Annotated in this window: 17 protein-coding genes; 7 read left to right on the top strand and 10 right to left on the bottom strand. The window is 60.8% G+C overall.

All coding sequences use genetic code 11. The features are described from left to right. Window positions 1–5: 5 nt before the first annotated feature. The gene (locus ACQZ5F_RS19995) at window positions 6–1181 is read right to left on the bottom strand and encodes a Gfo/Idh/MocA family protein (protein ID WP_448730796.1); all 1176 of its coding nucleotides are present in this window, start codon (window positions 1179–1181) and stop codon (window positions 6–8) included. Window positions 1182–1521: 340 nt separating this feature from the next. Here ACQZ5F_RS19995 and ACQZ5F_RS20000 point away from each other — a divergent pair, with 340 nt between their 5' ends. After that, entirely contained in the window at window positions 1522–2460 is a 939-nt protein-coding gene (locus ACQZ5F_RS20000; RefSeq protein WP_448730797.1) for a sugar ABC transporter substrate-binding protein, read from the top strand. Window positions 2461–2517: 57 nt separating this feature from the next. Here the strand turns inward: ACQZ5F_RS20000 and ACQZ5F_RS20005 are convergent, their stop codons facing one another. The 5 genes from ACQZ5F_RS20005 to ACQZ5F_RS20025 all read right to left on the bottom strand — a co-directional run bounded on the left by ACQZ5F_RS20005 (window position 2518) and on the right by ACQZ5F_RS20025 (window position 7086). Then, the gene (locus ACQZ5F_RS20005; RefSeq protein ID WP_448730798.1) at window positions 2518–3519 is read right to left on the bottom strand and encodes an ABC transporter ATP-binding protein; all 1002 of its coding nucleotides are present in this window, start codon (window positions 3517–3519) and stop codon (window positions 2518–2520) included. Beyond that, window positions 3516–4310 (bottom strand): ABC transporter permease, encoded by a 795-nt coding sequence (locus ACQZ5F_RS20010; RefSeq protein ID WP_448730799.1) that lies wholly within the window; start codon window positions 4308–4310, stop codon window positions 3516–3518. Before ACQZ5F_RS20010 ends, ACQZ5F_RS20005 begins: the two co-directional genes overlap by 4 nt. Beyond that, window positions 4307–5131, bottom strand: a complete 825-nt coding sequence (locus ACQZ5F_RS20015) for an ABC transporter permease (protein ID WP_082178845.1) — start codon at window positions 5129–5131, stop codon at window positions 4307–4309. The genes ACQZ5F_RS20010 and ACQZ5F_RS20015 overlap by 4 nt, the downstream gene beginning before the upstream one ends. Further along, window positions 5128–5934 carry an alkaline phosphatase family protein gene (locus ACQZ5F_RS20020; RefSeq protein WP_448730800.1) on the bottom strand — a complete coding sequence of 269 codons (807 nt, stop codon included), beginning with the start codon at window positions 5932–5934 and terminating at the stop codon, window positions 5128–5130. Before ACQZ5F_RS20020 ends, ACQZ5F_RS20015 begins: the two co-directional genes overlap by 4 nt. Before the next feature lie 108 nt (window positions 5935–6042). Next, window positions 6043–7086: an ABC transporter substrate-binding protein gene (locus tag ACQZ5F_RS20025; RefSeq protein WP_448730801.1), complete on the bottom strand. Its 1044-nt coding sequence runs from the start codon at window positions 7084–7086 to the stop codon at window positions 6043–6045. Window positions 7087–7212: 126 nt separating this feature from the next. On the opposite strand from ACQZ5F_RS20025, the gene ACQZ5F_RS20030 reads away from it, so the two are divergent. Then, complete coding sequence (locus ACQZ5F_RS20030; RefSeq protein WP_448730802.1) at window positions 7213–7974, top strand: UTRA domain-containing protein; 762 nt, start codon at window positions 7213–7215, stop codon at window positions 7972–7974. A gap of 22 nt (window positions 7975–7996) precedes the next feature. On the opposite strand, the gene ACQZ5F_RS20035 is transcribed toward ACQZ5F_RS20030, so the two are convergent. Beyond that, window positions 7997–9043, bottom strand: coding sequence for a GlxA family transcriptional regulator (locus tag ACQZ5F_RS20035; protein WP_448730803.1), 1047 nt, complete (start codon window positions 9041–9043; stop codon window positions 7997–7999). Between the two features lie 85 nt (window positions 9044–9128). Between ACQZ5F_RS20035 and ACQZ5F_RS20040 the strand changes: the two genes are divergently transcribed. From ACQZ5F_RS20040 to purU, 5 genes are all read left to right on the top strand, one after another. Then, window positions 9129–10382, top strand: a complete 1254-nt coding sequence (locus tag ACQZ5F_RS20040; RefSeq protein WP_448730804.1) for a sarcosine oxidase subunit beta family protein — start codon at window positions 9129–9131, stop codon at window positions 10380–10382. Between the two features lie 66 nt (window positions 10383–10448). Next, window positions 10449–10769 (top strand): sarcosine oxidase subunit delta, encoded by a 321-nt coding sequence (locus ACQZ5F_RS20045; RefSeq protein WP_003504489.1) that lies wholly within the window; start codon window positions 10449–10451, stop codon window positions 10767–10769. Then, complete coding sequence (locus ACQZ5F_RS20050; protein ID WP_448730805.1) at window positions 10766–13756, top strand: sarcosine oxidase subunit alpha; 2991 nt, start codon at window positions 10766–10768, stop codon at window positions 13754–13756. The genes ACQZ5F_RS20045 and ACQZ5F_RS20050 overlap by 4 nt, the downstream gene beginning before the upstream one ends. A gap of 13 nt (window positions 13757–13769) precedes the next feature. Continuing rightward, on the top strand, window positions 13770–14324 hold the full coding sequence (soxG, locus tag ACQZ5F_RS20055) for a sarcosine oxidase subunit gamma family protein (RefSeq protein WP_448730806.1): 555 nt from the start codon (window positions 13770–13772) through the stop codon (window positions 14322–14324). 56 nt (window positions 14325–14380) lie between these two features. Then, window positions 14381–15265, top strand: a complete 885-nt coding sequence (purU, locus tag ACQZ5F_RS20060; protein ID WP_225244584.1) for a formyltetrahydrofolate deformylase — start codon at window positions 14381–14383, stop codon at window positions 15263–15265. A 27-nt stretch (window positions 15266–15292) separates the two neighbouring features. On the opposite strand, the gene ACQZ5F_RS20065 is transcribed toward purU, so the two are convergent. From ACQZ5F_RS20065 to ACQZ5F_RS20075, 3 genes are read right to left on the bottom strand one after another with little or no spacing between them, the layout of a single operon-like run. Beyond that, window positions 15293–17386: a mechanosensitive ion channel domain-containing protein gene (locus ACQZ5F_RS20065; protein WP_448730807.1), complete on the bottom strand. Its 2094-nt coding sequence runs from the start codon at window positions 17384–17386 to the stop codon at window positions 15293–15295. Beyond that, window positions 17383–18000, bottom strand: coding sequence for a ParB-like protein (locus ACQZ5F_RS20070; RefSeq protein WP_448730808.1), 618 nt, complete (start codon window positions 17998–18000; stop codon window positions 17383–17385). The genes ACQZ5F_RS20065 and ACQZ5F_RS20070 overlap by 4 nt, the downstream gene beginning before the upstream one ends. Next, window positions 17984–19615 (bottom strand): SulP family inorganic anion transporter, encoded by a 1632-nt coding sequence (locus ACQZ5F_RS20075; protein WP_448730809.1) that lies wholly within the window; start codon window positions 19613–19615, stop codon window positions 17984–17986. Before ACQZ5F_RS20075 ends, ACQZ5F_RS20070 begins: the two co-directional genes overlap by 17 nt. Window positions 19616–19749 lie beyond the last annotated feature (134 nt).

Below are 19749 nucleotides of genomic sequence, written 5' to 3' on the forward strand. Positions count from 1 at the left end.
TGGCTTCAGACGGAGATGTGTCTGACCTTAACGGGCCGGTTGGTATCCGCGCTTTGCTGGATCGCATCGAGGATTTCGCTGGCGCGCAGCCCATCGAGGATGGAGCCATTCGTCATCGGCCCGCCCTTGGCGATGGCGTCGAGGAATTCATGGATCATGAAACCGAAGACCTCGGCATAACCGATGGCGACGCCGTCATGCGGCACCGGCAGCAGCGCGGCGAAAGGCAGGGCCGGATGGTTGGCGACGATGGTGAAGGGCGACTGGCCTGAACCGTCGAAACGGGCGATCTCGTAATGCGCCGGCGTACGGGAGTTGTAGCGAACCGTACCTTTCGTGCCGGTGATCGCAACGGTCAGGCTGTTGCCCATGCCCACGGCAACGCGGCTGGCAAGAAAAGTGCCTTGGCAACCATTTTCGAAGCGTAGCAGGGCGGACATGACATCGTCATTATCGACCAGTCGGCTTTCCGTGCTCAACGCTACATGGTTGTGGCCGATGCTGGCGCCGGCCGGCAGGAAACGCTGCTTGATGGAAATGGTCGCGATTGCACCGGCGATCTCCTCGACTTCCCCGCACAGGAAACGGGCTAAGTCGACGGCATGGGTGCCGATATCGAGTAGCGCGCCCGGTCCGGCCCGGTCGCGCTCGTAACGCCAGCTATGGGGAAGCTGCGCATCGGCGGCATATTCGCTTTCATACTGGACGAGCGCGTTGACCGGTTCGCCGATCTCGCCGTTCTGGATCAATTGCCGGATTGCCGCGATGGCGGGAATGCGGCGATAGTTGAAGACGGTTGCGGAAACGGTGGGGGTCGCTCTCGAGGCCTCATAGATGCGGGCCGCCGTTTCCGCATCAAGCGCCAGCGGCTTTTCGCAGATGACGTGTTTGCCGGCCGCGAGTGCGGCCAGCGTGACTTCCGCATGCAGGAAATTCGGCAGGCAGATGCTGACAATGCCGATTTCCGGATCTGCAAGCACGTCTTTCCAGTCCGAAGCGATGGTTTCGAAACCCCAGTTTGCCGCCATCGAGGCGGCAAGCTCACCATTGGCGTCGCAGATGGTCTTCAGGCGCAGGCCGGGGAGCCGGCCCGAGATCCGATCGATATTGACCTTGTAGCCGAAGGCATGCGCAGCGCCGATCATGCCGGCGCCGATGACCGCGATTGCCGATCCTGTCATATGTTCCTCCCAGAGACGGATATGTAATCTGCAATTTTGATATGAGAGCGCTCCCATATTGTCAATATCGCTGTGAGTTCCATCAAGGATGGGCTGGTTGTCGTTAGATTGTCCGGATTCTGCAGGGTTTTGATATCCAGCGCCAAGGTCGCTATTTTTTTTGGAATATGGATGCTCGAGAAATAATTGTGATGGGATTCAATCAAGCGCTGCGGTGCAGGCCCTTCGCCACCATTATCGAGGTTGACAGATTGAGAGCGCTCCCATTATTGCTGGTGGCGAGGGTTGAGGAGCCCTTGGTCAACATGGCGCCGCACGCCGGCGTATTGAGGAGGAACCGATGAAATCCCTACTGTCCGCACTGCTTTTGTCGTCCGCGCTTTTTACGACAGCGAATGCCGCCAATATCGGCGTTGCAATGTCGAGTTTCGATGACAACTTCCTGACGATCCTGCGGCTTGCCATGCAGAGTTCGGCCGAAGGCAAGCCGGATATTCAGCTGCAATTCGAGGATGCCCAGACCGATATCGGCAGGCAGCTTGATCAGGTTAATAATTTCGTCGCCCAGGGGCTGGATGCGATCATCGTCAACCCGGTGGATGCCTCCGCGACCCAGCCGATCACGGCTGCTGCTGCGGCCGCCGGCATTCCGCTGATCTATGTGAACCGTCAGCCGATCGAAAAACTGCCGGAAAGCGGCGTCAGCTTCGTTGGCAGCGATGAATATCAGGCCGGCACCCTGCAGATGACCGAAGTGTGCCGGTTGCTTGGTGGCAAGGGCAAGGTCAATATCATTATGGGTGATCTTGCCTATGAGGCTGCCCGCGTTCGCACCAAGGCAGCCGAGGACGTGCTGAAGAAACCGGAATGCGCCGGCATCACGGTTGCCGACAAGCAGGCCGGCAAGTGGACCCGTATTTCCGGTGCAGACCTCGTCACCAACTGGCTGAGCGCCGGCCTCGACGTCAACGCGATCATCGCCAATAATGACGAGATGGCGCTCGGCGCGATACAGGCGCTGAAGGGTGTGAAAAAGCCGCTTGGCGCCGGCGAAGGCAAGATCGTGGTCGGCGGCATAGATGCGACGCAGGATGCGATGAAGGCCATGAAGGCGGACGAGCTTGCCGTCACCGTGTTTCAGGATGCGGCGGGGCAGGGTAAGGGCGCATTGGAAACCGCCCTCAAGATGATCGCCAAGGAGCCGGTCGAGCAGAATGTCTGGATTCCGTTCGAACTGGTCACCCCCGCAAATCTGGCAACCTACGACAGCCGCAACTGACGCTCTGGCAGAATAGATGCATGGCGGCGGGCGCGCCGCCATGCGGTGCCGTTTTGGTCAGATGTAGTGCAGCTGACGTTCGGCGACGCTAAGAGTGACATGTTGGCCGGGTGGCGGGTAAAGCGCATCCTGGGCGCTTGCATGTTCGACCTTGAGCGCCACGCCGGATGCATCAAGTTGATAACGGACCGTGGGGCCGACGATGTTGATGTCTTTCACCTCGGCGGTGAAAGCCACGCCATTCCCGTCTGCCGCGTTGCCGATCGTGAAGGCATGTGGCGGGATGATGCAGGTCCGTTCGAAGCGGCTGCCGGTGATGCGTGACATGTCTTCGGCGGTGATGATATTGGCGTCACCGATGAAACCGGCCACGAACAGGTCGGCCGGCCGATAATAGAGCTCCTGCGGCGACGCTGTCTGGGCGATGCGGCCGGCATTCATCACCGATATGCGGTCGCCCAGCGACAGGGCCTCGTCCTGATCATGGGTGACGAGGATGCTGGTGAGGCCGCTCTCTCGCTGGATGCGTTTCAATTCATCGCGCAGGCGCTTGCGGATCTGGGCATCGAGTGCGGAAAGCGGTTCGTCCAGCAGAAGCAGCTTGGGTTCGAGCACCAGCGCGCGGGCAAGTGCCACACGCTGTTTCTGGCCGCCGGAGAGCTGATGCGGCCGCCGGTCGGCGCGATCGCTGAGGGAAACGGTTTCGAGCGCGGAGGAGACCTTGTCGTCGATGGTCTTTTTCGCGAGCCGGCGCTGTTCCAGACCGAAAGCGAGGTTCTGCCGCACCGTCATATTGGGAAAAAGCGCATAATGCTGGAACACCATGCCGATGCCACGATCCTTCGGCGGCAAGGTGTCGATGCGCCGGCCATCCAGCATGATCGAGCCGGATGAGGGCGAAACGAGCCCGGCGATGGAGCGCAGCAATGTCGTCTTGCCGCAGCCGGACGGCCCCAGCAGCACATGCATCTCACCCCTGTCGATGCCAAGCTCGATAGCGTCGAGAACGGTGGCGTTGCCATAAATGGCGCTGATATTATGGATCGCGAGATGGGTCATGATGCACGCTCCGTTTCCCGGACCATCCGAAAGGCAATCAGGGTAAAGGCAAGAATGAGCAGGAAATAGAGAATGACGATGACGCTGGTGATGCGGCCGCTGAGGCTGCGCTGGGCGAACATGTACATTTGCAGGGTTTCGAAATTGCCGCCGACCAGCATTTTGGCGTAGACGAATTCGCTGAACAGCGTCGCGAAATTCAGCACGATGGCGACTGCGATGGACGGCAGGATGCTGGGCAGGACGACGCGCCGTAAAATGGCGAGGTCGCTGGCGCCGATCAGCCGGCCGGCATCCAGAAGCTCGTTGATGTCGAGGTTGCGCAGGCCATTCTTCACGGCGATGTAAAACATCGAAAAGCAGAGCGGCACATAGGTCAGCACCAGTACCAGCGGCGAACCGCCGATCTGCAGCGGCGGGGTGGAAAATATCCTGAGATAACCGACCACGAGAATGATGCCGGGTGCGGCATAGGGCAATATCACCAGACGTGCGAACCAGCGGTCAAGTGCTGGCCAGTAGATGTGGGCGGAGACGACGGCCGGGACGATGATGATCGTCGCGATCGTCAGGGCGGCTGCGGCAACCAGCGTGGAACGCAACAGGGCCGCATGGAAACGTGGGTCCGACAGGATGGTGACGAAATTATCCCCCGTCAGCCCGGCCGGCAGCAGGGTTCCGGACCAGTCGGTCGCCACCGCATTCATCATCGTCGCCAGCAGCGGCGATATCATGATGAGCGCCATCAGCCACAGAAACAGGCTTGTGCCTTTGAAACCATGCCTTGTCATCGGTGCTTTTCTCCCGCCAATATCTGGCTTGCGGTGATGGGCACGAGAAGCACGACCAGAAGGCATATGGCGATGGCATTGGCGAGATTGGGATCGGAGAAAATGTCGCCGGATACAAGTTCGCTGATGCGGATGGTGACGACATTGATGCTCGTGCCGGTCAGAGCGAAGGTGGTCGCGAAAGTGCCCATGGCATTGGCGAAGAGCAGAATGGCGATCGCCACCAGTTGCCGCGCGACGGTGGGCAGGCCGACCCTTAGCCAGAACCGCAGCTTGCCGACGCCGATCAGCGCTGCCGCCTCTTCGATGTCCTGTCCAACGGCGGCAAGTGCCGGCGTAATCAGCAGCGTGGCCAGCGCCACCTGAAAATAACAATAGGCGATGATGAGCCCGGTAAATGAATAGACGTTGAAATCGTCGATCAGCCCCAGTTCCTTCAGCAAAAGCGTGAACATGCCGTTCAGCCCGAAAAGGAAGATGAGCGCCATGGCGAGCGGCACGCCGGCGAAGTTGGCGCCGATATTGGCGAAGGCCATGACGGTGCGGCGGGCGGCGCCAGACCTTGCGCGGAGTGCTACCGCCACCAGAAAGCCGAAAACGAGGCCCGTTGCCGTGCTGATGAGCGAGATGACCGTCGTTGTCGCAAAGGACTGGAGGTAAAAGGCATCCGTGAGAATGGTCCGGTAATTCGCGAGCGACAGCGCACCGGCGGCGAAAAAGCTGTCACTGATGACGCTCGCCAGCGGCCAGATGACGAGAATGGCGATCACGCCCAGAAACGGCGCTGCCAGCAGCCGCATTTTGCGGTTCTGCACGCTCATGCGGACAACAGCCCCGGCGGTACCGGCAGGCCATGATCGGGAATGGCGAGAAGCGCGCAGAGCAGCCCGGCAATATCCGTCTGCGCCAGCTTCGCATCCGCAGCCGGCGTAAAGGCCTCACCGAATGTATAGAACGGCACCAGAGCCTCGGTCTCATGCGGCCCGCCGTGATTGCCGTCATCGCTCATGCCGTGATCGCTGGTAACGATGATGCTGTAACCCGCAGCGTGCCAGGCCGGCAGATAACGCGCCAGGAGATCGCCGGCGTTACGGGCGGTATTGCGATATTCTCGCGAGCTGCCGCCATGCCTGTGGCCTTCATTGTCGATATTCATCGGGTGGATCAGCAGGAAATCCGGGCTGTGCCGGCGCAGCAGAACATCCGAATCGGCAAAGACATGGTCGTCCGGATAATGATCGGCCCAATAAAACGAGCCGTGATGAATGCCGCCATCGAAATTCTCGATATGGCGGAATTCCGGGGAGAAGGGAGCCTGATTGTAAAGTTCGAAATACCAGTGATAGGCGGAGGCAGCGGTGGTGCGGCCGGCAGCAGTTGCCAGCGAGAAGACATTCGGAAAACGGGAGCGGCGAACAACGCCGTTACTGGTGACACCATGAACCACCGGCGGCAGCCCGGTCATCAGCGTTTCGTAAAGCGGCCGCGAAATCGACGGCAATTCGCTTCGCACAGCGTGGATGCCGGCCTTTCCGGCCACAACCAGCCCTTCCATATATCCGAGGCAATCCCTTGCCGTCGCATATCGGAGGCCATCCAGCAGGATGAAGATCGTCTTGTGCATCGCTTTCGTCTCGTCTGTTTGTGGTTCGGTTTGCCCGAGCACTTTTTAGCATGTTCCGCGGGCTCGTTGCCCGCGGAACAGTCGTTTGGTTTTCAGGCCGTTGCCTGATTACATCTTCGGGGCGACGCTGGCGCGCCAGAGGTTGACCAGCTTGCCGGCGGCCTGGGTCCAGACGGCGGCATTGATCGGGCGGGCCTTGGCATATTGTTCCGACGGCAGCAGGCGTTCCTTCGCCTCGGCCGGCAGAGTGATGCGGTCAACGCGGATCGGGCGGGCGTAACCATTGGCCAGGTTGATCTGGCCGGCATCGCTGAGGATATATTCGCGTGCCAGCTTGGCGGCGTTGGGTTGCTTGGAGAATTTGTTGATGATGGTGGCGTAACCGCTGGTCACCGAACCATCAGAAGGAATGACGACCTTGAACTTCTCGCGGCCAACCACGTCGCGGTAGTTGAGGGCGTTGAAGTCCCACATCGGCGCGACCTGTATTTCGCCCTTTTCCATCGTGGCGGGGTTTGCGCCATTGGCCAGCAGGCGGCCTTTTTCCGCAAGCTTGGCGAAGAGATCGACGCCCGGCTGTAGGTTTTCCTCACCGCCGCCCATGGCGATGGCGGCGGCCAATACGGCGGCGTTGTCCTGTGCGCCGGAACCGACATTGCCGAGCGAGACCTTGTAGTCGCCCTTCAGCAGATCGGCCCAGGACGCGGGTGGGTTCTTGACATCGGCGGAGATCAGGAAGGCGATGGTACCGGTATAACCGATGACCCAATGGCCGTCCTTGTCCTTGGCCCAGTCGGGGATCTGGTCCCAGGTCGTGGTCTTGTAAGGCTGGGTGACACCGCGGGCGACAGCAATCGGGCCGAATTCGAGACCGACATCGCCGATATCTGCCGTCGCATTGGCGCCTTCATTGGCGAACTTGGCGATCTCCTCGCCGCTGCTCATGTCCGTATCGGCGTGCTTCAGGCCGTATTTTTCGGTCAGCTGGTTCCAGGTGTCCTTCCAGTTCGCCCAGCCGTCCGGCATGCCGACGCTGTAGATGGCGCCTTCTTTGCGGGCGGCGGCTTCGAGGGCCGGAACGTCCTGCGCCTGAGCGGTGAGGGGAAGGGGAAAAACGGTGAGAAGGGAGAGGGAGAGAATGGAATTTTTCACGGGGCTTGCTCCTTGGTCTAGACCAGTTGCATGCTCATTATCGGTTCGCTATGACAGGCCAATGACGTTTTCGGCGCGGACATAACGCGCCCGTTATTTTTTGACGGCCATGGAATGAGGGCGGCGATGCCAGCCAGAGAAACGACAGGCGGCAACCGCGATATCGAAGCTGGCCGGCGCGGTGGGCTGGAGCAGCAATTGCGCCGGGCCATTGCTGCAGGCGAGGTGGTGAAGGATGGTCGGCTTTTTTCCGAGCGGCAATTGATCGCGAAATATGCCACCACGCGCATCACCCTGCGCGAGGCGCTTTTCCATCTCGAGATCGACGGGCTGATCTTTCGCGAAAGCCGGCGCGGCTGGTTCGTTTCCGGACCACGCCTTGTCTACAGCCCGCTGCACCGCTCCCACTTCCATCGCATGGCCGCCGAACAGGGACGCTCTGCCGAAACCCTTCTGGTGGAAGCGGAGGCCACAGCGCTGCCCGAGGAGCTTGCGCCCCTCATGCGCTGTGCGCCGGGAACGCCGTTCTGGCGCATCCGCAGAAAGCGCAGCATCGACGGACGGCTGGTGCTTTTTGTCGAGCACTATCTTTCCATGGAGATTTTCCCCGATATCGTGCAGCACGACCTCACCCGGTCACTGACTACGATTTACCAGGACAGTTACGCCGTCACCTATGGTCCGGCCTATTTCGAAATTAATCCGGTCGCGTTGCGGGGATATCCGGCTCATCATCTCGGTTGCAGCGAAGGGGCTTACGGCCTGAAAATCACGCGCGTCAATCAGGACCAGCATGGCCGCATCATCGATTGCGACCTCGAATATTGGCGCCATGACGCCATATCGGTGCGGGTCGAGACCGGCCAGCCGGATCAGCCTGCTGGTTGAAGCTCCGGCGGTTGGAATATCTTCAGGATTGCGGCAGCAGCACGCCGACGGCGAATTCCTCATCCGTCGCTATGTGGCCGATCTGCGTCTTGCGATATTCACTGGGGCTGAAACCGCGCTCGGCCCGCAAGGTGCGAGAAAGATGCGGCGCGTCGCAAAACCCGGTGGCAAGCGCGATCTGGGTGATCGTGTCTTCGGTCTTGCGAAGCAGGGACAGGGCGCGGTCCAGTCGCAGTTCGAGATAGACCTTTGATGGCGTTGCCTTCAGGTCGCTGAGAAAACGCCGTTCGAGGCTGCGGCGACCGAGGCCAAGGTCACGGGCAAGTTCAAGCACGGTTCTCGGCACTTCAATATTCTGCTGCATGCGCAGGATCGCCTTTTTGACCAGCGGGTCCGTGGCTCTGCGTGCGCTCTGCTGGCCGGGTTGGGGTTTTTCGCCGCTCAACGCGCTGTCGATCATCATGATGTTGAGGCTCTTGATGGCGGCGGACTGACCGACATGACGCTCCACCAGGAAGGCCGCCAGATGCGCGGAGCCGTGGCCGCCCGAACAGGTCAGCCGGTCGCGGTCGATAACGAAAATCTGGTCGGAGACCATCTGCACCGTGTCGAAACGGTCGAGAAAATCCTGATGGTGGAACCAGCTCACACAGCAGCGATAACCATCGAGCAGACCCGCCTCGTGCAGAATGAAAACGCCGGTGCAGAGCCCGATAATGGGAGTGCCGGTCGCCGCACGCTGCTTGAGGAACCGGAGCGCTTCCGGCGGCAGGGCGCTGTGATCGCTGATCAATCCACCGGCAACGACGATATAGTCGTAATGCCCGGTGTCGATCAGCCGCGTATCGGGCTGCACCTTCACACCGCAGCTCGATTGAACGCTGCCCATGGTCGCCGACAGCACCGACCATTCGCAGAGAATTGGCCGCGAGCGGTCAGCCTCGTCGGCGGCAAGGCGCAGCACATCGACGAAATTCGCAAAGGCCGACAGCGTGAACCGATCGGCAAGCAGGAAAGCGACGCTGAGGCGTTTCTTGGCGCGGTGAGAGGTCATGGCGCAAATATTCATGCAAAGAGACGCGATTGTCCAGCCGTCGCAACGCAAATCTTCATAGCTTTTGCGACACGAGATTTTCCAACCATCGGGTCCGCTCATGACGCATTTTAATGCTTTCAATCTTTTGAAGAACGCCCTGACCGGCCATAAGAACTGGGATGAGCAATGGCCCGACAGCCAGCCGAAGGCCGAATATGACGTGGTCATCGTCGGCGCCGGCGGCCATGGTCTGGGGGCTGCCTATTATCTCGCCAGCCAACACGGCATCACCAATGTCGCCGTCATCGACAAGGGCTGGCTCGGCGGCGGCAATACCGGCCGTAACACGACCATCATCCGCTCCAACTATCTCTATGACGAAAGCGCCCGTCTTTACGATCACGCCGTCGACCTGTGGGAGAACTTGAGCCAGGAACTGAACTACAACGTCATGTATTCAAAGCGCGGCGTGCTGATGCTGGCCCATAACGTTCACGACGTGCAGAGTTTCAAGCGCCATATCCATTCCAACCGCTTGAACGGCGTCGACAATCGCTGGCTTACGACTGAGGAATGCAAGGAATATTGCCCGCCGCTCAGCATTTCCCCCAATGCCCGTTATCCGGTCATGGGTGGTGCGCTGCAGGAACGGGCCGGCACGGCGCGCCATGACGCGGTCGCCTGGGGGTATGCGCGCGGTGCCGCCGCACGCGGTGTCGATATCATCCAGAACTGCCCTGTTACCGCTATTCGCCGCAATGCCGATGGTTCCGTCGCCGGTGTCGAGACGGCGCGAGGCTTCATCAAGGCGAAAAAGGTTGCGGTTTCCGCCGCCGGCCACACATCCGTCGTCATGGATACCGCAGGCGTTCGCCTGCCGCTGGAAAGCTATCCCTTGCAGGCGCTGGTGTCGGAGCCGATCAAGCCGATTTTCCCCTGCGTGGTCATGTCCAACGCGGTTCATGCCTATATCAGCCAGTCCGACAAGGGCGAGCTGGTGATCGGTTCGGGTACGGACCAGTACACCTCCTATTCGCAGCGCGGCGGCCTGCCGCTGATCGAACATACGATTGCGGCGATCGTCGAAATCTTCCCGATCTTCAACCGCATGCGGATGCTGCGCAAATGGGGTGGCATCGTCGATGTCACGCCGGATCGTTCGGCCATTCTCGGCAAGACGCCTGTCGACGGGCTTTACGTCAATTGCGGTTGGGGCACGGGCGGTTTCAAGGCGACGCCGGGCGCTGCCCACACCTTTGCCTGGACCATCGCCAAAAACGAACCGCACCCGATCAACGCGCCGTTTACGCTGGAACGTTTCCGTTCCGGCCGCCTGATCGACGAGGCCGCCGCCGCCGCCGTGGCGCATTAATTTCACGCATTTTCCGGACGTAAAACCGCTTCGCACTTTTACTGGAAATGCTCCGAGGATACGACGATGCTTTTGATCCGCTGCCCCTATTGCAACGAAACACTGCCCGAAGCCGAATTCACCTATGCCGGGCAGGCCCATATTACCCGCGCCGCAGATCCCTCGTCGCAGACCGACGAGCAATGGGAGGAATTCCTGTTCATCCGCGAAAACGTCAAGGGTCCGCATTTTGAGCGCTGGCGGCACCTGCATGGCTGCGGCCGCTTCTTCAACGCCGTGCGCGATACGGTGAGCGACCGTTTCCTCACGACCTATCGGGCGGGCGAGCCGCGTCCTGAACTTTCTTCCCTGACCCGTGCACCAGCCAGCTCCGAGGTGTCGAAATGAACTCCTATCGCGTTTCCGGCCGTGGCCGTGTGGATGCCGCCCGCTCGGTAAGCTTTACCTTTGACGGGAAGACCTATCGCGGCGTGAAGGGTGATACGGTCGCCTCGGCACTTCTGGCCAATGGCGTGCATCTTATGGGCCGATCGTTCAAATACCACCGCCCGCGCGGCCCGGTGGCGGCGGGTTCCGAGGAGCCGAATGCGCTGATCGGCACCCGCCGTGGCACCGGTCAGTTCGAGCCGAACACCCGCGCCACCGTGCAGGAAATCTGGAACGGGTTGCAAACCACCTCCCAGAACAAATATCCGAGCCTGAAATTCGATATCGGCGCGGTCAACGACATTGCCTATATGCTGTTTTCGGCGGGCTTCTACTACAAGACCTTCATGTGGCCGAAGAGCTTCTGGAACAAGGTCTATGAACCCTTCATCCGCGCGGCGGCTGGTCTCGGCGTTTCGCCGACGGAGGAAGACCCGGACACCTATGCCTCGCGCAACCTGCATTGCGACGTGCTGATCGTCGGTGCCGGTCCTGCCGGCCTCGCTGCGGCGCGGGCGGCGGCGGTCGATGGCCTTAAGGTTGTGCTGGTCGATGAAAATGCAGAAGCCGGCGGCACGCTTTTGTCCGAACCGCAGGCGAAGATCGACGGCAAGCCTGCCTGGACCTGGCTGGCGGATGAATTGAAGGCGCTGAAGGAGCGCGGAGTCAGGGTCATGACCCGCACGACGGCCATTGCCTATTATCACCAGAACATGATCGGTCTCTGCGAAAAGCTGACCGATCATCTCGAAACCGTGCCGAAGGATACGCCGCGCGAGCGCCTGTGGCGGGTCAGGGCACGTCAGGTGGTGCTGGCGCAGGGCGCGCTGGAAAAGCCGCTGGTCTTCCACGGCAACGACCGTCCGGGCGTGATGCTGGCGGGCGCCGCCCAGACCTATCTCAACCGCTATGGCGTCAAGGTCGGCAACAGCCCGGTGGTGGTGACAAGCCATGACAGCGCCTGGTATGCGGCCTTCGATCTTCACGGCGCGGGTGCGCGTGTTCAGGCCATTATCGATACCCGCGCGACGGTGCGTGAAGAGCTTGTCAACGAGGCGCGCGCGCTCGGCATTCCGGTGAAGCTATCACATACGGTGACGGCGACCTCCGGGCGGCTGCGGGTCAAGTCGGTCCGAGTCAACCCGGTCAAGGGCTCCTCGGTCGGCGCGGGACAGGAGATCACCTGTGATGCGGTGCTGATGTCCGGCGGCTGGACGCCGTCGCTGCATCTGTTTTCCCATACGCAGGGCAAGCTCGCCTGGGATGACGAGCGGACCACCTTCCTGCCTGCCCTCACCAATGAGGATTGCGTGATTGCCGGGGCCGGCCGCGGACTGTGGGGCATCGAGGCGGCGCTGAAGGACGGCGCGGAGCGGGGGCGTGAAGTCGCCGAAGCGCTCGGCAAGGCCGCCAATGCTTCCAGCCATGCGGTGGAACATGACCGCACTGGCAGTGGTGTGTCGCACACGGAACTGCCGAGCGACCGCGATGCCGGGAAGGCCAAGGCCTTCGTCGATTACCAGAACGATGTGACTGCCAAGGATTTGCGACTTGCCGTGCGCGAAGGCATGCGCTCCATCGAGCATGTCAAGCGCTACACCACCAACGGCATGGCGACCGATCAGGGCAAGATGTCGAACATTAACGGCTTGAACATTGCGGCGGAAGCGCTTGGCAAACCCCAGCCGCAGGTGGGGCTGACCACCTTCCGCCCGCCCTATACGCCAACGACCTTCGGAGCGTTTGCCGGTTATCACCGTGGCGCGCATTTTGAAGTAACGCGCAAGACGCAGATCGATGGCTGGGCTGAGGCGCATGGCGCTGTTTACGAGCCGGTCGGGCAATGGCGTCGCGCCTGGTATTTCCCCAAACCGGGCGAAGATATGGACGCGGCGGTCGGCCGCGAATGCCGGGCGGTGCGTCAGAGCGTGGGCATTTTCGATGCTTCGACACTAGGCAAGATCGAAGTTGTCGGTCCTGATGCGGTCGAGTTTATGAACCGCATGTATACCAATCCGTGGTCGAAGCTCGCCCCCGGCCGTTGCCGTTACGGCCTGCTGCTTGGCGATGACGGCTTCATCCGTGATGACGGCGTCATCGGTCGCATGACCGAAGATCGTTTCCACGTCACCACCACGACAGGCGGTGCCGCCCGGGTGCTGAACATGATGGAGGATTACCTCCAGACGGAGTGGCCCGATCTCAATGTCTGGCTGACCTCGACGACAGAACAATGGTCCACCATCGCACTGAACGGCCCGAATGCGGCAAAGCTGCTCGCGCCGCTGGTGGAAGGTATCGAACTGACGGAAGAGGCTTTCCCGCATATGTCCTGCGTGGAATGCACGGTCGCCGGCATGCCGGCGCGGCTGTTCCGGGTCAGCTTCACCGGCGAGGTCGGCTTTGAGGTCAATGTGCCGGCCCCGCTTGGCCGCAAGCTATGGGAAACATTGTGGGAGGCCGGCCAGCAATATGGCATCACGCCTTATGGCACTGAAACCATGCATGTTCTGCGCGCCGAAAAGGGTTACATCATCGTCGGACAGGATACCGACGGCACCGTGACGCCCTATGATGCGGCGATGGGCTGGGCCGTGGGCAAGGCGAAGCCCGATTTCGTCGGCAAGCGCGGTCTTGCCCGCCCCGATCTCGTCGCCAAGGGCCGCCGACACCTCGTTGGCCTTCTGACCGAAGACCGTTCGAAGCTGGAAGAGGGGGCGCAGATCGTCTTCGATCCGAAACAGCCGATCCCGATGAAGATGGTGGGGCATGTGACCTCCTCCTATCATTCGGATGCGGTCGGCCAGCCGATTGCGCTGGCGCTGGTCGAGGGCGGTCATGAGCGGATGGGCGAGACCGTCTATATCCCGATGCTGGACCGTACCATTGCCGCGAAAATCACCGGGATGGTGTTTGTCGATCCCGAAAACACCCGCCTGAAAATCTGATCCGGAGATGACAATGAACATGCGTGTTTCCTCCCCCATTTCCGGCACCTTGGCCGAAAGCAAGGCGGCGCGGGTCAGCATCCTGCCTGTGCAGGCGCGGCTGTCGCTGCGCGCGCGTGGTGATGTCGCGTCACTCGGCGCAGCACTTGGCCTCACCCTGCCAGAGCGGATCGGCGCCCGCGTCTCCGCCGGCGAAAGGCAGGCCCTCCGCCTTGGTCCCGATGAATGGACGATCCTTGCCCCTGCCGGTGAAGTCGGCGAGTTGGTTGCGGCCTGCGCCGGCGTTTATGCCGGCCATCCGCACAGCCTTGTCGATATTTCCGGTCGGGAAGTGACGCTGCTGATCGAGGGGCCACGAGCCGCTGAACTTCTGACGCTCGGCTGCGCCCGCGATATCGACACGATTGCGGTGGGCGAGGCACGCAGGACGATTTTCGACGGCGTGACCGTGGTGCTGTGGCGCGATGCGGAAGACCGTTTCCGGATGGATATCTGGAACAGTTTCGTGCCGCATCTTGGCCATTTGCTTGAAACCGGCTGCAGGGAACTTGCCGCTGAAATCGCCTGAACTCGCCACGGTTTCAAAACTGTCCGAGTACTGATCCATCAAGGGGGAGCAGGATTTTGACCATCTATGTCATGAAAGTCTCGTGCCCGGCGCGCAGCGGCATCGTTGCCGCCGTATCCGGATATCTCGCGCGGTCCGGCTGCAACATCAACGACAGTTCGCAATTCACCGATCAGGAGACCGGCCGTTTTTTCATGCGGCTGAGCTTCGTTTCGGAACAGGGGCTGGAGCGTGACGCCCTCTTTGAAGGCTTCGCTCCTGTCGCTACCGATTTCGACATGGACTACGATTTCCATGATCTCTCCCGCAAAACCAAGGCGGTGATCATGGTGTCGCGCTTTGGTCATTGCCTCAACGATCTCTTGTATCGCTCCCGCATCGGTGCCCTGCCGGTGAAGATCGTTGCGGTGATCTCCAATCATCTCGATTACCAGAAGCAGGTGGTGAACGAGGATATTCCCTTCCACCACATCCGCGTCACGCCGCAGACGAAACCGGAGGCCGAAGCGGAAATCCTGCAGGTGGTGCAGGATACCGGTGCTGAACTCGTGGTTCTGGCACGTTACATGCAGGTACTGTCGGACCGGCTCTGTCAGGAAATGTCGGGCCGCATCATCAACATCCATCATTCCTTCCTGCCATCGTTCAAGGGCGCCAACCCTTACAGGCAGGCCTATGAGCGTGGTGTGCGGCTGATCGGCGCGACTGCCCATTACGTCACCGCCGATCTCGATGAGGGGCCGATCATCGAGCAGGATACGATCCGCGTGACCCATGCCCAGAGCGGTCTCGATTACGTCTCGCTTGGCCGCGATGTTGAAAGCCAGGTGCTTGCCCGCGCCATCCATGCCCATATTCACCACCGGGTCTTCCTGAACGGCAACAGGACAGTGGTGTTTCCCGCCTCGCCTGGGGAATATGTGTCAGAGCGCATGGGGTAAGTGCACCAGAGCGTGAGAGCGGGAACTTTATTCTTCGGGTGGCGGCTCCATTTCGCCGCCCTGTTCCTGCTCTGGCGGTCTCGCGGACCGGGCGGCGGCGGGATAGGCGCCTGTCATGCTGGCGAACTGAATGTCGTTTTCAGCAAATGCATCCTTCAACATCGAATAGGCCTTGCGCCGCACCACTGAGGATTGCCCACCGGCGCGCAGCATCATGCCGAAGCCGAGCGTCATGCCATATTCGCCAAAGTGCTCGACACCCTTCAACTTGACGGTCTCGATGAGGAACGGCCCGAATTCCGGATCTTCCTTCAGCGCCTTGCCGATCTCCTTGGTGATGGCCTTGACCTTGGCGATATCGGTATCGAAAGCGACGGTGACCATGAATTTGTCGATCGACCAGTCACGGCTCATGTTTTCGACCGCTCCGAGCGACCCGAACGGCACGGTGAAGATGGGCCCACGATGGTGGCGCAGTTTGACCGAGCGGATGCTGAAGGATTCCACCGTGCCGCGATAAGAACCGCTCTGAATATATTCGCCGACGCGGAAGGCGTCGTCGATCATGTAAAACACGCCACTGATGATATCTTTCACCAGCGTCTGCGAGCCGAAACCGATGGCGATGCCGAAAATGCCGGCGCTCGCCAGCAGCGGCCCGATATTGACGCCGAGTTCCGAAAGCGCCGTCATGACGGCGACGGCGGCGATGATGATGCCGAGCATGTTGCGCAGAATCGGTAGAATGGTCAAAAGCCGGTCGTCCTGCGGCTGGCCGCCGGAGTGGCCGCTCATTGCGTCCCCGGCAGGGGCGCTCAGCTCCAGCCGCCGGGCGATCATCGACTTGATGGCGATCCATATGAGATCGGCAAGCAGCAGGATGAGCGCGCCGTGCAGGATGCCGACGACGATGGAGGTGAGCAGCGCGCCGTCGGGCAGGGAATCCGGATGGGCGCGAACAAGGAAGATCAGCCATACGATGGCCGCTCCCACGATGGCGAGCCGCACGCCGCGCTCGGCCAGAACGGGGCGAAGGTCGCTTTCGCCGTAACCGCCAATATCGGTTGCGAGTTTCCGTGCGGCGATGCCGAGCGTCGAGGCAAGGCCCGGCAGGACCAGCGCATAAAACCCGATCCAGAACAGCACGCCTGCGCCGGCAAGGCGCAATCCGAAGAGGATGATGAGGCAGAAGATCAGCGCGACATCGATCGCCCGTGTCCGTTCAGAACCCGGATCTCCGCCGGGCCGCCGCCATATCCAGAGGCTGGCGAGCAGAAACAGGAAACCGACCATGCCGGTGGACAATAGACCGAGCGTATCGCGCGGGACACCCAGATTTTCGAGCGTCCTGAGCAACGCCCAGAAAAACCCGGCAAGCGTTGCAAGCCATGTCCAGCGGACGATCCAGAAATCGCGCCGAGGGCTGGCTTCGCGGCCAACCACCTGCCGCAACAGGCCGGAAACGGCAAAAAGCACCGGCAGGAGAATGCTCATCACGAGCCAGGGCAGCAGAACGGCGCTCAGCAGGGGCGGCCACTGGATGCTGAGGAACATGGCGGTTGCGACAAGACCGTATCCGAAAAGGGGCAGAAGCCGCCCTGAGACGACGGCTGAGGCATATTTGCCGATATCCCCGCCGTTTTTGCGGGATGCGTGCATGACGATGATACGGTTTGTGACAATGCCGCCCGCAAGTCCTGCGCCGAACAGGATCAGGACATGCTGCAAAAAGATGAAGGGACCGTAGGCGCGGACCGCATCGCCAAGCCTTTGACATGCTGAAGCGATCTGCGAGAACATGACGGGCAGGTCGCCCATGATGCGGGCAAGATGCTCCCGCCGCTTGCTTGCCCATTGGTCGAGATCGCTCAACTGACTTTGTGACGCCGTCTGCGGCTGCGGCTCCGCGCCAGTTGTCGCAAGTTTCTGTGCAAGCAGGGCACGAACGTCGTCCTGCCCGAGAAGTTGCAGCAACTGGTCGACTTTCTGCTCCGTCGTTTGTGCGGGGGAAGGTGCTTTTACCGGCGGCGGCTCCTGTGCGGAAAGACCGGTTGTTCCAAGCACGAAAAGTGCGATGATGGCCGGCGCAATCCACCTGAAAAGGGAGGGAAGGGTTGTCATTCGGTTCTCCCGCACCAGCCGGGAAGATGCCGTGCATCGTGTGAGCGCGCCAGTTCCAATGCCTCGGCCATGGTCTCATCGAATGAATGCCGCAGGTCTTTGCTGCTTACCCGGCGGCGGAAAAAATCCGCCCAGAGAAATTCGGTAAAAGGCGCTTCGATCTTGGCGAAACCGCCGGCATCGCGAACCGCGCCGGCCAGAGAGCGGAAAGGGTCGTCTTGAAGGTCAGTGATCTGCTTCGGCAGCTCGTCGACAGGGCGGCGCGCACCTTCGACATCGAAGGGATAAACCAGGTTGCGATGATCCATCACCGACCAGAATTCCTGCCTGCCGAGATGAGAAAGATCGGCCACGATGCTGGTCAGCACATGTTTCACGCCCTCGTCATGTAACCCCAGAGCAAGGTGGTGATGGTCGACCAGATAGAGACGCTGTTTATAGCCAATGACGACGGGCACCATGTGGTGGCCGAGAAAATCTGGCCCTTTTTTCTCCCGGATGGCGGCCCATTGTTTGCGTTTGTTTTCCACCTCGCGAAGGCCAACCGTCATCTGGGTCGGCCTGAGCGAGGTGATTTCAACCGGGCTGAGGTGGGGTTCAAGAGGCTGTGGCATGGTTGTTCTCCCGACCCATGGCCGTGGTTACGGCATCATCGACGCTGAAACTGCTGCGCGCCACCAGATCGCTCCCGCCGCCGGCGAGCATCAGATCCCGTACATGGTCGTGCACGCGGGCATAATAGACCGTGGTGCCGCCGTGCTGCATCGCTGCATCGAATTCCAGCAGCGCATCGAGCGCGGTGGAATCCAGTTCGAAACTTTCCTCTAGGCTGATGATCGCGACATGCAGTTCCGGCCTTGCGGCGATGCGTTTGGTGACGGCGGCAAGGATCGGTTCGGCATTGCCGAAAAAGAGTGGCTGCGCCGGCCGCAGGATAATCATGCCCGATATGTCCTGCGCATCGGGATGGCGTTCCATATCGACGAAATCGTGGCTGTCGCCAAGCCTTCCGAGATGCATCACATGCGGCAGGGAAAGCCGACGGACGAAGACGGCGAAGGAAAGCGCGACGGCAACGAGCATTCCGTTCAGAACGCCGAATGCCAGCACGCCGGCGGCGGCGGCAAGTGCCAGCCAGGCATCGTTGCCAAGCCGCCACAGGCGGATGATCGGCGTCGGATCAAGCGCGTGCAGCAGGGCTACGGCAATGATGGCGGCGAGCACGGCCTGCGGAATGAAGGCGAACCAGGCGGAAGCGAGCAGGCTGAAGATTGCAAGGCCGATTGCGGCGATAGCCGAGGCGAGGCGGCTCTGCGGCCCGACCGCTTCGCTTGCCGCACCGGCGGAAAAACCGGCGCCGACCGGCATTCCCTGCATGGCCGCGCTGGCGATATTGGCAAGCCCGAAGGCCCGCAATTCGCGATTGGAATCGACATTCTCACCGTGGCGCAGCGAAAAGCTGCGGATCGTACCCCAGGATTCCGCAAAGAGAATGAGCACCAGCGGCGGCGCAAAGCGGGCGACATGCGCGACATCATCGAGCGATACCGAAAGCGGGCCGGCCCATATTCCGGCAAGATCGATGGTGCCGACAATGGCGACGCCGCGGCTTTGCAGATCAAGCAGAATCGAGACGGCAATACCCGCCACGATCACGACAAGGCTGCCGGGAAGGATCGGGCGTTTACGCAGGAGCAGTAGTACGGCAAGCGCCGCGAGGCCAACGGCGATGCTTTCGAGGCTCCAGTCTCGCGGATGGGAGACTATCTGCAACAGGATTGCCAGCGGTTCGCCCGTTTGCTCCTTGATTCCAAAAAGGCTCGGCAGTTGCTTGATCGTGATCAGAATGGCGAGGCCGAAAGCAAAACCGCGCAGCACCGGCCGCGAAATCACGCTCGACAGCGCGCCGAGCCGCGTGGCCGCCGCCACGAGAAACAGGATGCCCACCAGTGCGACCGAAATGGCGACAAGCAGCATCTTCTGCGCCGGCGTGACGGAAAGCGTCGCGAGCATCGCGGCCAATATTGCTGCGGAAGAGGATGTGGGCGAGACGACGGCAAACCGGCTCTGGCCGAAAACGGCATAAACAATGCAGCCCATGATGGCCGCAAGAATGGCGTGCTGGGCTGGAACGCCGGCAATTCCCGAATAGGCGATCGCTTCCGGCAGCATCAGGCCGGCGATCGACAACCCTGCAATTACATCACGCCTGTCGAATGTCACGGACATTGGGTTGCGACCGTATCGACGCCGATGGAGGCGATAAAACTTTCACCCGCTAAGATCACGATTCTCCACCTTGTATCCGCGATGAGATGAAGGTTTCACCCAATGCGGATACAAGTCAAAGTTTAAATCGCGCG

Source organism: Agrobacterium sp. 22-210-1 (assembly GCF_053522525.1).

What these genes read in the sequence shown, in the direction of transcription:
- soxG (WP_448730806.1), top strand. Translation starts at nt 13,770, where the DNA reads ATGAACATGCGTGTTTCCTCCCCCATTTCCGGCACCTTGGCCGAAAGC.
- ACQZ5F_RS19995 (WP_448730796.1), bottom strand. Translation starts at nt 1,181, where the DNA reads ATGACAGGATCGGCAATCGCGGTCATCGGCGCCGGCATGATCGGCGCT.
- ACQZ5F_RS20010 (WP_448730799.1), bottom strand. Translation starts at nt 4,310, where the DNA reads ATGACAAGGCATGGTTTCAAAGGCACAAGCCTGTTTCTGTGGCTGATG.
- ACQZ5F_RS20075 (WP_448730809.1), bottom strand. Translation starts at nt 19,615, where the DNA reads ATGTCCGTGACATTCGACAGGCGTGATGTAATTGCAGGGTTGTCGATC.
- ACQZ5F_RS20050 (WP_448730805.1), top strand. Translation starts at nt 10,766, where the DNA reads ATGAACTCCTATCGCGTTTCCGGCCGTGGCCGTGTGGATGCCGCCCGC.
- ACQZ5F_RS20035 (WP_448730803.1), bottom strand. Translation starts at nt 9,043, where the DNA reads ATGAATATTTGCGCCATGACCTCTCACCGCGCCAAGAAACGCCTCAGC.
- ACQZ5F_RS20000 (WP_448730797.1), top strand. Translation starts at nt 1,522, where the DNA reads ATGAAATCCCTACTGTCCGCACTGCTTTTGTCGTCCGCGCTTTTTACG.
- ACQZ5F_RS20020 (WP_448730800.1), bottom strand. Translation starts at nt 5,934, where the DNA reads ATGCACAAGACGATCTTCATCCTGCTGGATGGCCTCCGATATGCGACG.
- ACQZ5F_RS20045 (WP_003504489.1), top strand. Translation starts at nt 10,449, where the DNA reads ATGCTTTTGATCCGCTGCCCCTATTGCAACGAAACACTGCCCGAAGCC.
- ACQZ5F_RS20065 (WP_448730807.1), bottom strand. Translation starts at nt 17,386, where the DNA reads ATGACAACCCTTCCCTCCCTTTTCAGGTGGATTGCGCCGGCCATCATC.
- ACQZ5F_RS20030 (WP_448730802.1), top strand. Translation starts at nt 7,213, where the DNA reads ATGCCAGCCAGAGAAACGACAGGCGGCAACCGCGATATCGAAGCTGGC.
- ACQZ5F_RS20015 (WP_082178845.1), bottom strand. Translation starts at nt 5,131, where the DNA reads ATGAGCGTGCAGAACCGCAAAATGCGGCTGCTGGCAGCGCCGTTTCTG.
- ACQZ5F_RS20040 (WP_448730804.1), top strand. Translation starts at nt 9,129, where the DNA reads ATGACGCATTTTAATGCTTTCAATCTTTTGAAGAACGCCCTGACCGGC.
- ACQZ5F_RS20005 (WP_448730798.1), bottom strand. Translation starts at nt 3,519, where the DNA reads ATGACCCATCTCGCGATCCATAATATCAGCGCCATTTATGGCAACGCC.
- ACQZ5F_RS20070 (WP_448730808.1), bottom strand. Translation starts at nt 18,000, where the DNA reads ATGCCACAGCCTCTTGAACCCCACCTCAGCCCGGTTGAAATCACCTCG.